Source organism: Marinicrinis lubricantis, assembly GCF_042658665.1.
GTDB lineage: Bacteria > Bacillota > Bacilli > Paenibacillales > KCTC-33676 > Marinicrinis > Marinicrinis lubricantis.
The window spans coordinates 24686-39973 of record NZ_JBHSQV010000187.1 but is presented as its reverse complement, the minus strand read 5'-3'; the positions used below and the strand labels follow the sequence as shown (position 1 = coordinate 39973).

Genomic DNA, 15288 nt, shown 5'->3' with positions numbered 1-15288 from the left:
CGGAGGATGGGAAAAATGAAATGGTTAAGCTCGAAATGGACCAAGCTGTTCTTCCTCGTGTTCGTGGTGGCCGGCCTGATGATCACACCTTCTCATACCCGTGCAGATGTGATGTACAGCACGTTTACGCGTGATGGTTTTGGGAAGCTGGTCTGGGGGATTCAGCCTGCTTATTCACCAGACAAAATCATTGCCCATGATCTAGTCGTCCCGGACCCTGACGACCCTAACATCATGGTACCCTCTCCGATGAGAGGTCCGCAGGACGTATTTGTGACCGGAAACGATGAAATTTATGTTGCGGACACGGGGAACAATCGGATCGTTCATTTTGATGCGGATGGTTCATTCATTCGCTTTATATCGCTGGAAGATGATCCGCTCAGCAGCCCGCACGGAGTCTTTGTGACGGATGACGGATTGATTTATATTGCCGATACGGGGAACAAGCGTATCGTCAAGCTGGATCCAGACGGCCGTTTGCTTCAAACGTTCGGGAAGCCGGAGTCGAGGTATATTCCTTCCGACCTGAAGTTTGATCCGATCAAACTGGTCGTGGATAAACGCGGATATATATACGTGGTGACCTTAGGCGGCTATTACGGAGCGATTCAGCTGGATGCGAGCGGGCAGTTTTCCAAGTTCTTTGGAATGAATCAAGCTCCTTTCTCGGCGATCGATGCAATCAAGAAAGCATTGTACACGAGAGAAATGTATGAGAACGAATTGAGTAAGCTTCCTCCGCCGATCACCAATATTGCGGTGGATCAGAATGGATTTATTTATACGGTTACAAGCGGGGAAGACGTGACGAGCAATCAGATTAAAAAGCTGAACTTCGAAGGGCAAAACATTTTGTCGAATGACAGCTCGCTGGGAGAAGGGAACAGCTCGTTCGGTGAATATACGTCTCGGGATTTCAGCGGAAGCAAAGGTCTGCCTGTGAATCTGATCGATGTCGCCACCGATCCTCAGGGCAATTTTATCGTCATCGACAAGCAGTACAAATATGTCAGCCAATACGATGCGAGCGGCGAGCTGCTCTTCTTCTGGGGCGGACAATCGGCCAACAGCATTACACAGTTAGGGCTGGTCAAGAGCCCCGTCTCGATCGCACTCAATTCCAAGCACGATCTGTTCATCCTAGATGATCAAGAAGGGGTGCTGCAGAAGTTCAGATTATCCGAATTCGGCGCCCTCGTCTATGAAGCCAACGGTCTGACGCTGCAGGGTAAATACTTGGAAAGCGAAGAGGCTTGGCAGGAGGTCATGAAGCTGAACGCCTTTTACACCCCCGCCATGGAAGGGCTTGCGAAGGCGGCGTATAAAAAAGGCGATTATGAACGTGCTGCCGACCTGTATCATCAAAGCGGCAACGAAATCGGATATTCGGAATCGTTCTGGCAAATTCGATTGCTTTGGATGCAGAAGCATTTTTCCACTATGGCCACCGGTCTGGTTATTGCTGCAGCCGTCTTGTTCGTGTGGAGCAAGGTTTGGCAGCGAATTCGAAAGAAATGGGACATTCGAGCGGCCGGAAATTGGAAATCGAAAAAGGTGCTTGGCGAATTAAAACATGCGCTGTATGTGCTTAAGCATCCGCTGGACGGATTCACCGCTCTGCGCTATGAGCAAAAAGGAAGCATCCTGAGTGCGCTGATCATCTATGCTGCAGCTTATTTGGCGATAGTCATCACGGTATTATACACGAGCTTCTCGTTTAACAAGATCAATGTAAGAGATGTCAATATTTATATGATCTTACTGCAATATATCGTGATGCTGGGGGCTTGGATCGTCTGCAACTATTTGATTAGCTCGATCTATCGGGGAGAAGGGCGATTTCGCGATACGTTCATCAGCACGGCTTATGCTTTGGTTCCGATCATCATCATCGGTGTACCGTTAGCCGTCGTTTCAAATGTGCTCACGCATTCCGAAGCGCCGATCTATCATTATATTCGTTTTGCGATGGTGGTGTGGATCGTGCTGCTGTTCTTCTGGAAAGTACAGTCACTGCAAAATTACAGCGTAGGGGAAACCGCAGTCAATATATTCTTATCGGTCTTCTCGATTGCCGTCATGGCGGTCATTGCGCTGATCTTGGTAGGTCTGACCAATGAATTGCGAATATTCCTTTACGAACTGTATCAGGAGGTGACACTGCAGTGAGATGGATACTGAAGCATAAGAAAGCAGCCTTCTATGTATTGCTCCTATTGGGATTCGTGTTCATGCTGAGCCAGGCCAAAATTACGCTGAAAGAAGAGGACGCTTCCTCAGCAGCACAGACCGCACCGCCTGCAGGCGGCGAACAAGAAAATAAAGATTTGCCGAATGAAGCCAGCTTCGAGGTCGTTCAGGAGAATAATCTGCTGCGGTTAAAGTTTGACCGGAAGACAGGTCATTTTATCGTAGAGGATAAGCGCAGCGGCAGCGTATGGCGCTCTTATCCGAACCCGGAGGATTGGGATAACCCAGGCATTGCAGGCAGCTGGATCGGCCACATGCAGTCGCCTGTCACCCTCCAGCATATCGACTTCAACAATCCGAATGCGAAATCGAAAGAAACCAATTTCGTGAAGGAACAAGGCGTCGTGACGAAGGTGACCGAGACCGAAAATGGGATTGAATTTACGCTGGAGATGCCTTCACTGGGCTTTCATATTCCGGTTCGCTTGAGTCTTCAGGATGACTACGTGGAGACAGCCATTGTGGATGAGAAGATCGAGGAAAACGGGAAGGACAGCTTGCTTTGGCTCAGATTATATCCGTTCTTTGGAGCGGAGCAATCGGGGGGGGAAGAAGGGTATTTGTTCATCCCGGACGGTTCCGGCGCTCTCATTTCATTTCAAAAGCAGCCATCTGCCATCAAACAGCTGTATCAAGAACGAATCTATGGCTCGGATGCTGCGTTCATTAACAATCCTTCCAGCCGCAACAACATATCGATGCCGGTCTATGGCATGAAGGACGGTGATAAGGCGTTCTTGGCAGTCGTGATGGAAGGCGCGGAATACAGCGATATCATCGCCTCGCCGGCTGGCGTGTACGGAAATTACAATTGGATCGGCACGCAGCAGCATTACCGCATGAAATATATGCAGATTACGAACCGGGCAAAGAATAAAGGATTTGAAACATATACGAAGGACAGCAGATTCCAGAACAATCGGACGACGAGATATTACATTCTTGACGCGGATCAGGCCGATTATGTGGGCATGGCATCGAGGTACCGCCAGTACTTGATGGAGGAGCAGGGACTCGAGAGGATTTCACCACGCAGCAACCATATTCCGTTGTTCCTCTCCATTCTAGGCGCAGACCGCGAAAACGGCGTCATTACAGATCGTTACGTAAAGGCGACGACATTCTCCGAAGCGATGCAAATGGTGCAGGAGCTGTATGGGCTCGGCATTATGAACATGGATATTACCTATTATGGTTGGCAGGAGGATGGCTACAGTGCTCTCGGGGGCTATCTTCCGGCAGACAGCAGGCTGGGAGGCGAGAGCGGCCTGAAGAACTTTATCGAATTCGCCCATTCGCTGGATATTCCGGTATCTCTGGAAGTGAATTACGAGCTGAATAACTCGAAGGTGAACGGTTTTGCTCCTCGCTATCACGGGGTAAGAGACCTTGCCGGTTCCATCATGAAATTCACGGCCAACAGCGGGGACGAGATTACCGTGGTCAGCAGGAAGTTTATTGAAAAAGCAATCGAGGATGACATGGATGGGTTTCAGGATTTAGGTATTGACGGTTTGCTGCTGGAAGGCATCGGAAGGTATGTCCATACCGATTACAACTCCAATTACGGCGGGACGCGGACTGAGGTCGTAAGATCGGATCTGAATGTCATCAATACGGTCAAAGACGCTTTCGGTACGATCAAATTAACCGATCCCGGATTCTATACGATTGACAAGGTTGATCATATCGAAGGGCTGATTGACGACTATTCGTATGATCTATTTTCCACGGGTCCGATCCCTTTTGCACAAATTGCACTGCATGGCTTGAAGACGTATACGTCCATGCCTGAAAATTCGAGAAGCCAGTATGAAATCGACTTTTTGCGAGATATCGAATACGGCGCTTATCCGTCCTTTGATTTCACCATGGCAGAGACGGCGGATTTAGCGGGTGTGTATTGGTATACACCGAGAAGCTCGACGTTTGCTGATTGGAAGACTGAAGCCGTGGAGCAGTATCAGAAATATAACGAAGCATTTGCGCAGCTGCAGGATCAGTTCATTGTCGGACACAGACAGCTGGCAGCGGGCGTGTTTGAGACGACGTATGAGAACGGCACTCGAATTTATGTGAACTACAATCGTGAAGATTACATTCAAGGCGGAATTCACGTGCCTGCCTTAGATTATTCCATGGTCAGAGGGGAGAGAGGCCATTGAACAGGAGACTTAGGAACTTACGAAATATGGAGGGCGTCATCTTCCTTCTGCCATGGCTGCTCGGATTTCTCATTTTCATGGCTTTTCCAATCGGCTTTTCCTTATATATGAGCTTCAATCAAGTTCGAATCGTACCGGAAGGGCTGGATATTCAGTTTAAAGGCCTATCTTATTACAAGCTCATCCTATTCCAGCAGGGAAGCTATCTGTATAACGATTTGATTCCGTTTTTGAGGCAGGCGCTCTTTATGATTCCGATCATCGTCATCTTTGCACTGCTCGTCGCAATCATGCTGAACTATAAGTTCCCGGGGAGGATGATGTTCCGGGCGATCTTCTTCCTTCCTGTCATCTTCTCGACGGGTCAAATCATTCAGGAGTTTTATGATCAGGGCGAAGGAACGCTTGGCTTTCTAGAACAGTACAACATCAGCTCCTATGTATCTATGGTGTTTCCTGGTGCCTGGGGAGAAACGATCGCTGCGATCCTCAATTCATTCGTGCTCATCTTATGGTACTCGGGCGTTCAGATTTTGATCTTTTTGGCAGGGCGTCAGACAATCTCCTCTTCGGTGTATGAAGCCGCACGCATCGACGGAGCGAATCCTTGGGAATCGTTTTGGAAAATTACGCTGCCGGGCATGGTGCCGTTCATCTTCTTGAATACGATCTATACCGTTGTCGATTTGTTCACCTTCCCGCGAAATCCGATCATGAAGCGAGTGACGACGGAGGATTACGGGTTATCCAGCGCGCTGGTATGGATCTATTTCGTCATCGTATTGCTTTTCTTAGGCATCGTGATCTTGGCATTTTCCAGAATCAGCAGATCCTACCAACAGACCAGATGAAGATAAAGGAGGGACACACATGAACAGATTGATTGCGATCACTCGAAGGATGAAGGGAGATCGAGCGGCATTCTCCTCGGTGCTGACGCGCACGAAAAATGTCATCTTCGGCATTGAAGTGGATAAAGGCTTATTGTTCAAGCTCTTTCTGTATCTCCTGCTGATCGATACGGCCTTTATTTACATGAACCCCATTTTCACGATGGTATCGACGATGCTGAAAAATGCGAAAGACTTGACGGATCCTTCGGTGATTTGGATACCGAATGAGATTTATCTCGGGGTGCTGCAGGAGGCATGGAATAAGCTTCAGTATTCCAAAGGCTTCTTCGTTAGTACGGCTTTGTCGGCAACCGTTGCGCTGCTGCAAACTGTTTCTTGTGCGTTAGCCGGTTACGCCTTCGCTAGACTGCATATTCCTTGGAAAAATTTTTGGTTTTTCTGTCTGCTTCTTTCCTTTATTGTGCCGCCGCAAATTACGATTTTGCCGAATATTATCGCAGCGAATCAGCTCGGCGTGATGCAGACGTACTTGCCGATTGTGCTTCCTGCGGTATTCGGGCATGGGCTGAAGGGCGCCTTATTCGTTATTATTTACAGGCAGTTTTTCATGTCTCAGCCGAAGGAGCTGGAGGAATCCGCCCGGATTGACGGTGCGGGTGCATTTAAGATCTTTTTCAAAGTGATGTTTCCGCTGGCAAGGCCGGCGATCGTCGTTGTCTTCTTGTTTTCGTTCGTATGGACTTGGAACGATTCTTACCTGCCCAGTATGTATTTGTACAACAGCGATTTGCAGCCTTTATCGCAAGGCATGTCGATCATTGCTGCCGATCTTGCGGCCGAAGCAGAAGTCAGCGGGCCTTCCGTATTCCAAGACTCGATTAAAATGGCTACCGGTTTCTTAATGATCCTGCCGCTGCTCGTTCTGTACATGTTTACACAGCGATGGTTTGTGGAAAGCGTGGAGCGAACGGGGATCGTTGAATAAGACTGCTTTTTCATTCCGTTAGACGGCATGGCAGTGGGAAAATCTCGAAGAGACGGGGGTTTGATTTCCATGCATATTTTGATCGTTGAGGATGAAACCGAAATTAGAGAGGTGTTGGCCGCCTACTTTCGCAAGGAGGGATGGGAGGTCGATATGACCCCAAACGGGAATGAAGCCTTTCATAAATATGACTACAAAAAACATGACCTCATTGTATTAGATCTAAAGCTGGAAGGCCTCCCCGGGGAAAAGGTGTGTGAGTTGATTCGGGAGAAATCGAATGTTCCGGTCATTGTGCTCACTTCCAAATCATTGGAAAGCGATGTGATTCACGGATTGGAGATCGGGGCGGACGATTATATTGTAAAACCTTTCCGTGTGAAGGAGCTTGTCGCACGGATTAAGGCGGTGATGCGTCGAACCTCGCAGGACAGCGACAAGCCCGTGACTTTGTCTTTCCAAAACGGAACCTTGATTATTGATCGTGCCTCGGCAGAGGTCATCATCGAAGGGAACCGCGCCCAATTGACTTCTACCGAGTTTAAGCTTTTGTCGGTACTCACCAGCAAACCGATGAAAGTGTTCAGCCGAAGCGACCTGCTATATCAGGTGCTGGGCTACCGATTTCAAGATGACAGCAGCCGCTCGCTGGACGTTCATATTAAGAATTTGCGCAAAAAGATCGAGAAGGACAAAAAACGACCGCAATTCATTCAAACCGTGGTTGGCATGGGGTACCGATTTGGTTACGAAGCAGACCAACGCTAAAGCGGGAATAGAGGACGATCAGCCGTGTTTCGATTTTTGAACAAGATGTATGTCATCTTATTTTTCACCTTCTTTCTATTCTCTCTTTTCTTTATTGTGCTGATCTCTAAGCTCTATAACGTGTATTGGGACAGTTTGTTTAAAGATTATCATCAGCAGACGATTAAATCCCATGCCTACAAGCTGCTGGATGATATGAGAGAACGAAATATTCAGAGCGGTCCGTTGTCCGAAGAGGAAGTAGAATGGTTGGACCGAAGAATTCGGCTTTATGGATTAATGGTTGAATTGACGGATGAGTCTAAAAAGGAGGTGAGATACAACTCCATTACTGACGGTGAGGGAGAATTCACATTCATCGAAGAGATTCCGTACATCATTGACGGCCATGTAGCGGGGTATATGCGGGCAGCATTTCTAGAGGCATCGAAGGAATTAAATCCGGCGATGGTGAACTTTCGGGAAACACTGCACAATCGTTCCAAATATTTGTTCGGTGCCATCATGATTTTGTCCGTACTGGTCAGTTTTTGGCTCGCTTTCATGCTGACGAAGCAGCTGAAAAGATTAGATCAATTCGCGCAAAGCATTCGTCAAGGCAAGTGGGTGAAGCCTATGCCGAATAAAGGAACGGAAGAGATCAGGTGTCTGGCTCTAACATTAAGTGAGCTGTCAGCGGAGCTGCAGAAGCAGGAAGAATGGCGCAAAAATTTGATCGAGGATATTACACATGAATTGCGTACGCCCATTACATCGATTATGACGAAGCTGGAAGCGATCATCGACGGGGTCTATGAAGCGGATGAGATCCAACTGGAAAAGATGTACGGAGAATTGGAACGGTTGTCGAGGCTGGTGAGCGATCTGCAAAGGCTGTCCGAAGCCGAGGGCGCGCAATTCGCCATGCATAAGAAACGAAGAGATATTGTCAAATTGGCCAAACAAGTATTTGCCAATTATCAGCCGCTCGCTGTGAAATCCGGCATCCGAATGATCTTCGAACCGGCACATACGCCTGCTTATGCGGAAGTCGATTATGACAAGATGTATCAGGTGATTGCGAACATCGTTGCCAACGCGATCAAATACACATCCAGCGGAGGAAAAATTGTGCTGAAAGTACGATGGACGAAATCGCATACGATGATTATTTGTCAGGATGACGGAATCGGGATCAGCGAGGAGGATTTGCCCTACATCTTTAACCGGTTATATCGTGCAGATAAGTCAAGATCGCGATTTACGGGCGGCGTGGGTCTCGGATTAAGCATAGCAAAAGCGTTAATAGAGGCTCATGAAGGCTCCATCGAAGTGCAAAGCAAGCTGGGGGAAGGTTCGATGTTTACGGTGCTGCTGCCAAATCCAAATGCAAGCAAGTAACGAGGGATCCGTGGGCCTGCAAATGACATGGAAGTACGCACGAGGTTGCAGATAAGCTCGAAAATGTAAGCGCTAGCAATGACTCATCATCATTTAGTTTCACGATAAAAAGGGAGGTAGTTGTCGATGAAAGGAAAACTGTCAACAATGCTTGCGATTGTGTTGCTTTTTGCTATGGTGTTAGCGGGGTGCAGCGGATCAAACAATGGGAATAACGGCCAGAACAATCCATCCCATACGAGCAACAATCAGGGGACAAACGAGGGCAATGCAGAGGAGAGCACGAAGGAAGGCTCTACCGATGGAATCGGTCCAGTCACGCTCCATATCGTGAATGGAGGCGGTTCAAGCGTTGATCAAATGATGACCGCTTTCGGTAATGCGTTGGAGGAGAAATTTCCGGAAGTTGAATTTGTATTTAAGTCTACAACGAGTGAACTGAAAATTGACAAAATGATTTTGGCCGGAGAACCGATAGATATCTTTTTCCGTTCTATTGGAGCATTCTTCTATGAGGTTCCGGAAAACGGATTCCAATACGACATGACAGAATTGGTAGAAACGCATGATGTAGATCTTAGCCGAATTGATCCGGCGATTATGGAATCGATGACTGCCAACGCCAACGGAGAAATTTGGGGAATTCCATTCACCAATACGAATCTTGTGTTGTATTACAACAAGGATATCTTCGACAGCTTCGGAGTGGAATATCCGAAGGACGGCATGACTTGGGATGAGATGTATGATTTAGCGAAGCAGTTTAACCAGACGAGAGACGGAGTCGATTACGTGGGTCTTGCCCTTTCCGGACATCACGTGGTCAAACTGAACAATTTCGGTATGTCCTACGTGGATCCGAACACAGGACTTTCCACTTATGACGATGAACGATGGAAGCATGTCCTCGACGTATTGTATACACCGGCGCAGGACCCGGGGTATCAGGCCTTTATGGCGAAGAAAGAAAACAAAGTGGCGGATTCGCAGGATTTCTATGACGGAAAAGCCGCCATGTTAGGAACCATTCAGCACCATTCGGGCAACCCGAACTTCCAGCGTGCGGACTTCAATTGGGATATGGCCGCTTTTCCGACTTACGCAGAAAACCCTGGCGTAGGAAGCCAGGCTTATCCGGAGTACATGGCGATTCCATCCTTCTCGGAGCATAAAGACGAGGCCATGGAAGTGATTAAATACTTGATCTCCGATGAGTTCCAAACCGAGCTTTCGAAGAAAGGTGCGATGACGGTGCTGGCTGATCCAGAGATTCAAGCGGTCTATGGTACGGGTGAATATCAAGGTAAAAATCTGGAGGCTGCGTTTTACAACGAGTTTGCGCCGGTAATGGTCAAGACGGTGTATGACAATGAGGTGGAAAGAGCGGTCACGCAATATGTGAACGATCTGGCGCTGGGCAAGATCGATATCAATACGGCTCTGCGGCAGGCGAAGGAACAAGGGGATCAGAAGATTGCCGAAATGAGCGCCAAATAATGTAGAGATAAGGCATGCCGCACCGTGGAGAGCACGGTTATGCGGTGCGGGCATGCACTTATATTAGAGGTCTGTATGGAGAAAGGGAGGCGTAAGATGAAAAAATATGTATCCATCTTCGTTATGCTGTTCATGGTATTCACACTTGTTCTGTCAGCGTGTTCCGAGGGCGACAACAACACGTCACAGGCTGACGGGACACTACCTGCGAACACATCCAACAGCAATGAAAACAACCAAGTAAGCGGCGAGGGTTCTGGAAATGAATCAGCAGGCTATGAAATTCCGGAAGGTACCACCATTACGATCGTGAACGGCGGCGGCAATTCCCTGGAAAAGCAGATGGCGCAATATGGGGATTTGCTGGAAAAGAAATTCCCTCAGGTCAACTTTGAGTTCAAAGGAACGACAAGCGAACTGAAGATCGACAAGATGATTCTCGGCGGCGAGAAGTTTGATATCTTCATCAGGTCGATCGGATCGTACTTCATGGAAGCGCCGGAAAACGGATTTCAGTATGACATGACGGAGCTAATTCAGCAGCATGATGTAGATCTCAGCGGCATCGATCCGGTTCTGCTGAACTCGATGACTTCGAATGCCGGAGGGGAGATGTGGGGCCTACCGTTCCTTAACTCTACACTGGTTCTCTACTACAACAAAGATTTGTTCGACACGTTCGGCGTTGACTACCCGACGGACGGGATGACTTGGGATGAAGTGCTGGATCTGGCAAAACAGTTTAACCAGACGAAGGACGGCGTTCCTTATGTCGGTCTGGCGGTGTCCGATCACCATTTGACGAAGCTGAACAATTTCGGACTTTCATATAGATCCACATACAAATCGATCCACGTATGACGATGAGCGCTGGAGACATATTGTTGAGATTTTTCAGAAGAATGGGGAAGACCCGGGCTTCCAAGACTTTATGGCGCAAAACGAGAATAAGATCGCCGACAATAATACGTTCTACGGAGGGCAGGCTGCGATGCTTGCAGCGCTAGTACATCATTCCGGACATGAGCAATTCGAGCGACCCGAGTTCAATTGGGATATGGCATCGATTCCAACATATGAGGAGAACCCGGGTATAGGCGGTCAGGCGTATCCGGAATATGCGGGAATCGCTTCTTTCTCCGAGAATAAGGATGCGGCGATGGAAATTATCAAATATATGGTGTCAAAGGAGTTTCAGCTGGAATTTTCGAAGAGAGGCTTCATGCCGGTATTGACGGATGGGGAGGTACAGGCTGCGTATGGTACAGATGCGTTTCAAGGGAAAAATCAAACCGCTGTCTTCCATCTTCCATTTGCTCCCGTCATGATCAAGACGCCGTATGACAACGATGTTGAAAGGGCGCTTACGGGCAAGAAGAACGATTTAGCGCTGGGCAAGATGGACATCAATACGCTGCTGCGCACGGCCAAGGAAGAAGCGGATCTGAAGATCTCTCAGAATAGCGGCAATTAATCTATAAGTGTACTTCATTTTGATTGGAGGCAAAAGGATGAGAAAGTTATTATCTGTTTTCGTTATGTTGATCATGATCTTCACGGTTATCTTAGCAGGTTGTTCGAGTGGTAACAATAATAATCAGCCCGCCAATAGCAATGCCCCAAGCCAAAATACGAATAACGAACAAGACATGGGCAATGGGGAGTCTGAAAATGAGTCTGCGGCGTACGAAATTCCGGATGGAACAACCATTACAATCGTGAATGGCGGCGGTACATCGGTTGAGAAGCAGATGGAAATGTACGGCAACGCACTGAAGAAGAAATTCCCGCAGGTGAATTTCGATATTAGGGCAAGTACGAAGGAATTGAATCTTGACAAAATGATTTTAAATGGGGATAAATTTGACATTTTCGTTCGTTCTGTCGGCTCGATCTTTTATGAAATGCCAAAACACCAAATCCAATATGATATGTCAGAGCTTGTATCGAAGCATCAAGTTGATCTTAGCGGTATCGATCCTGTGTTAGTTCAGTCGATGACGGATAATGCAGATGGCCAGCTATGGGGGATTCCTTTCCTGAATTCCACGTTGGTGCTCTATTACAACAAGGATATGTTTGATGAGTTCGGTGTCGACTACCCGACTGACGGGATCACATGGAATGAGCTTTACGATATGGCCAAGCAGTTTAATCAGGCGAAGGATGGGGTTTCTTATATAGGTCTGGAATACTCCGGCCACCATATTACGAAATTGAATAACCTGGGGCTATCCTATGTGGATCCTAACACGGGCTTATCGACTTATGACGATGAGCGGTGGAAGGCCGTTCTCGACGTATTCTATACACCGATGCAAGACTCAGGGTATCAGGCCTTTATGGCACAGAATGAGAACAAAATGCCAAGTAATCAGTTTTACGAAGGAAAGGCTGCGATGATGGTCACGCTTGTGCATCATGCAGGGAGCGAGGCATTCGAGAATTTTGATTTCGATTGGGATATGGTTGCTGCGCCAACCTATGCAGAAAATCCGGGGATTGGCGCTCAAGCTTACCCTGAATATGCGGCGATTCCGGCGTTCTCCGAAAATAAGGATGCGGCGATGAAAGTCATCGAGTATATGATTTCTGAGGAGTTCCAGCTGGAGTTTTCTAAAAATGGAAACATGCCGGTTCTGACGAATAAGGACGTTCAAGCAGCTTACGGTACCGGCAAGTTCCAAGGGAAAAATCAGACCGCCGTGTTTTACAATCCATTTGCGCCAGTGATGCGAAAATCGCAATTTGATGCGGATGTCGAGAAGAAAATGACCCAATATCTCAATGATCTCGCATTAGGGAGGATGGACATCAATACTCTCCTTCTCAAAGCGAAGGAAGAGTCGGATCAAGTGATTGCGGAGAAGAGCGGACAGTAAAGCGATGGGCACTGGCATGGATGACTAGGAAGTGAAGGAAGGAGCTTGAATGAAACCGGGCTCCTTTGTCTTTTGATCTCTACCGCGGCAAGTCATATGTTACAGGGAGTGGTTAACGCAATGAAGCAGCTTGTGAAATTGACAGTGGAGAATCCTCTATCCGCAGATGAAATGATTGCCCCCGTAAGCACGGGATTGCCGATTCCGGCACACGTTGCACTGAAGGATATTGGTCGCCTTGTGCTGTGCGATGAGGCGGGACGAAGCGTCCCCGCTCAATTCGTGCCGTTAGGCTGGCAAGCAGATCAGAGCACGATCAAATGGCTGCTGGTTCAATGTGTTGCGGACGTGCCGGCTGGCGGCAAACGAACCTACACGTTGAAATTGGCTGATCGTCCGAAGGAACCTGCGGATCAAACCCGGTTGGTCGCGTCTAAATCATCATCAGGCATCGTATTGGATACCGGTAAAATTCGAGTCTGGATTGACAAGCAGAAGCCATTGTTATCGAATGCCATGGCATTGGAAGGGGACGGATTGTGGATAGAGATTGCGGCGCATGCAGCAGTGAGCATCAGGACATGCGATGAAACCTATATTGCAGATGCTCCAGCAGAGCTTTTGCTCGAAGATAACGGCGAGCTAAACGCTGTCATTCGCGCCAGCGGTAACTATGTGTCTAAGGATGGTAATCGGCTATCGGGCTTTGCGTATGTCGTGCGCATCGAGGCATGGCGGGGCAGGAGTGAGCTGAAGATAAGCCATACGATCATCAATGAAGGAAAAGACGCGTCGCTCCAACATCTCGGCATCGAATGGAATGTACCTGCTCCCGCCGTTTATACGATAGGACACACGGGTGGATTCGCAGAGCCATATGGATCCTTGGAAAAGAACACGGTGGGTGTGCTGTCGGAGAGCTTTCACGAAAATGTGTACGGTGATCTTAGCAGTCCGGGGAATGTCCAACCATCAGGACGCCATTTTTGGTGGATGTCCGCAAGCTCACAGGACTGCCTATTCACTGTGTCTGTAAGAGAGTTTAACGAAAGATATCCGAAAAGCATCGAAGGCCTTGACGGTCGTTTGCGCGTCGGTCTTTTACCAGGCCGTTCGAAGGTTAAAGATTCTTTTCCACCTGGAGGGCAGACGTTGGACTGCTATTTCTTTAAAGAAGGAGAGGCGAGAACACACGAGGTGCAGCTAGGTGTGTATGGTGCCGGGACTGACGTCGATACCCTGAATCGATCGGTATTGTCATTTCAAGCGCCGTTGCTGGCGCTGGCTCCATGGGAATGGTATACCGGCAGCGGTGCGTTGGGGGACCTTGCTCCGCGTTCTGAGACGTATCCAGTGTATGAGCAAGCCGCCGATGAATCACTTGCGATCTATCTAGAGCGTAGGGCGTCTAAAGAGCTGTATGGAGACCGGAACTTCGGCGATGATGAATACGGTCGTGCCGGTACCTGGAACAACGGTGAATATGATTATACCCATGTTGGTATGCTTCATTTTCTAAGAGGGGCTGGAAGGGAGTGGTATGAGGAAATGACGCGTCCTTATGCTCGCCATTTCATGGACATCGACGTATGTCACGCAGGAAAAGATGCCGGCAAGATCTATGCTCATTGCGAGCGGCATAATTCGGAAGGGGCGAAGCTCGGTTCACACGCATGGCTCCGGGGAGTGATGGAATATTACTGCTTCTCTGGGGATCGGCGGGCGAAGGAAGTAGCTGTCATGGTTGCGGATGTGTGGAGTGCTTCCATCCTTAGAGGCGAAGGCTTTGAAGGAACGGAAAGAGGCGTCACTTGGCCGGTCATTTCCATGCTTGGAATGTATCAGGTCATCCCGGAACCGAAGTATTTGCAGGCTGCGGAGGTGCTCATTCGTAAAGTGATTGAATGCCATGATCCCGCCGAGGGCGATTTCAAAGGGACGATGGCCAGACCGACGACGAAGAATAATTGGGGAACATTCGTCATCGGTTCTCCGGTATTGGAATCGTTAATTATGTATGCAGAGATGACAGGGGATGCAGCAGCAAGAGAGACGATCGTAAGAGCAGCGAAGCGTTTAGCTCGATTGAATTGGCTTGAGGAGATCGGGGAGTGGGAATATACGCATTCGATGCTGGAGGGTCATGAGCGAGCACACAATCCGAAAACGAATAAAATGGTTGTCCCCGCCGTCTTATACGCTTATTTGTATTCGGGTGACGAGGAGCTGCTGCAAAAATCGATGACCGCCTTCCGCCATAGTGAGGGTATCTCGTCGAAGAATGGCAAGGATTTGGGTCAGTCGTACTGCTTTGGTGTCAGAATCCCCGCTTTGCTGGATCGATGTATCCATTTGGCTGAGCCGGAAACAGCAAGTACGTAAGGGGGGAAGGATGATCTGCAAGAGGAATACCAGGAGTCTGTTCCGTGCGGCTGATGAGAACATAAAAGGCAAAATTCAAGCAGTATTCGCACAAGAATGACAGTAGAACTGAGCTTTATTTG

At 48.4% G+C, this 15288-nt stretch carries 11 protein-coding genes; all 11 read left to right on the top strand.

Going from position 1 to position 15288, the window contains the following annotated elements; genetic code table 11:
• Positions 1 to 15: 15 nt before the first annotated feature.
• Positions 16 to 2172 (top strand): YIP1 family protein, encoded by a 2157-nt coding sequence (locus ACFPXP_RS22115; RefSeq protein ID WP_379896672.1) that lies wholly within the window; start codon positions 16 to 18, stop codon positions 2170 to 2172.
• Positions 2169 to 4418, top strand: coding sequence for a DUF5696 domain-containing protein (locus tag ACFPXP_RS22110; RefSeq protein ID WP_379896671.1), 2250 nt, complete (start codon positions 2169 to 2171; stop codon positions 4416 to 4418). Before ACFPXP_RS22115 ends, ACFPXP_RS22110 begins: the two co-directional genes overlap by 4 nt.
• Positions 4419 to 4444: 26 nt before the next feature.
• On the top strand, positions 4445 to 5269 hold the full coding sequence (locus ACFPXP_RS22105) for a carbohydrate ABC transporter permease (RefSeq protein ID WP_379896813.1): 825 nt from the start codon (positions 4445 to 4447) through the stop codon (positions 5267 to 5269).
• Positions 5270 to 5288: 19 nt separating this feature from the next.
• Positions 5289 to 6257, top strand: a complete 969-nt coding sequence (locus ACFPXP_RS22100; protein ID WP_379896670.1) for a carbohydrate ABC transporter permease — start codon at positions 5289 to 5291, stop codon at positions 6255 to 6257.
• A gap of 69 nt (positions 6258 to 6326) precedes the next feature.
• On the top strand, positions 6327 to 7025 hold the full coding sequence (locus ACFPXP_RS22095) for a response regulator (RefSeq protein WP_379896669.1): 699 nt from the start codon (positions 6327 to 6329) through the stop codon (positions 7023 to 7025).
• 24 nt (positions 7026 to 7049) lie between these two features.
• Entirely contained in the window at positions 7050 to 8405 is a 1356-nt protein-coding gene (locus tag ACFPXP_RS22090) for a sensor histidine kinase (RefSeq protein ID WP_379896668.1), read from the top strand.
• Between the two features lie 126 nt (positions 8406 to 8531).
• The gene (locus ACFPXP_RS22085; RefSeq protein ID WP_379896666.1) at positions 8532 to 9902 is read left to right on the top strand and encodes an ABC transporter substrate-binding protein; all 1371 of its coding nucleotides are present in this window, start codon (positions 8532 to 8534) and stop codon (positions 9900 to 9902) included.
• A gap of 96 nt (positions 9903 to 9998) precedes the next feature.
• Positions 9999 to 10763, top strand: coding sequence for an ABC transporter substrate-binding protein (locus ACFPXP_RS22080; RefSeq protein WP_379896665.1), 765 nt, complete (start codon positions 9999 to 10001; stop codon positions 10761 to 10763).
• Positions 10764 to 10833: 70 nt separating this feature from the next.
• Positions 10834 to 11376 (top strand): hypothetical protein, encoded by a 543-nt coding sequence (locus ACFPXP_RS22075; RefSeq protein WP_379896664.1) that lies wholly within the window; start codon positions 10834 to 10836, stop codon positions 11374 to 11376.
• A gap of 37 nt (positions 11377 to 11413) precedes the next feature.
• On the top strand, positions 11414 to 12784 hold the full coding sequence (locus ACFPXP_RS22070) for an ABC transporter substrate-binding protein (protein WP_379896663.1): 1371 nt from the start codon (positions 11414 to 11416) through the stop codon (positions 12782 to 12784).
• A 120-nt stretch (positions 12785 to 12904) separates the two neighbouring features.
• Positions 12905 to 15166, top strand: a complete 2262-nt coding sequence (locus ACFPXP_RS22065; protein ID WP_379896662.1) for an exo-rhamnogalacturonan lyase family protein — start codon at positions 12905 to 12907, stop codon at positions 15164 to 15166.
• Positions 15167 to 15288: the final 122 nt, after the last annotated feature.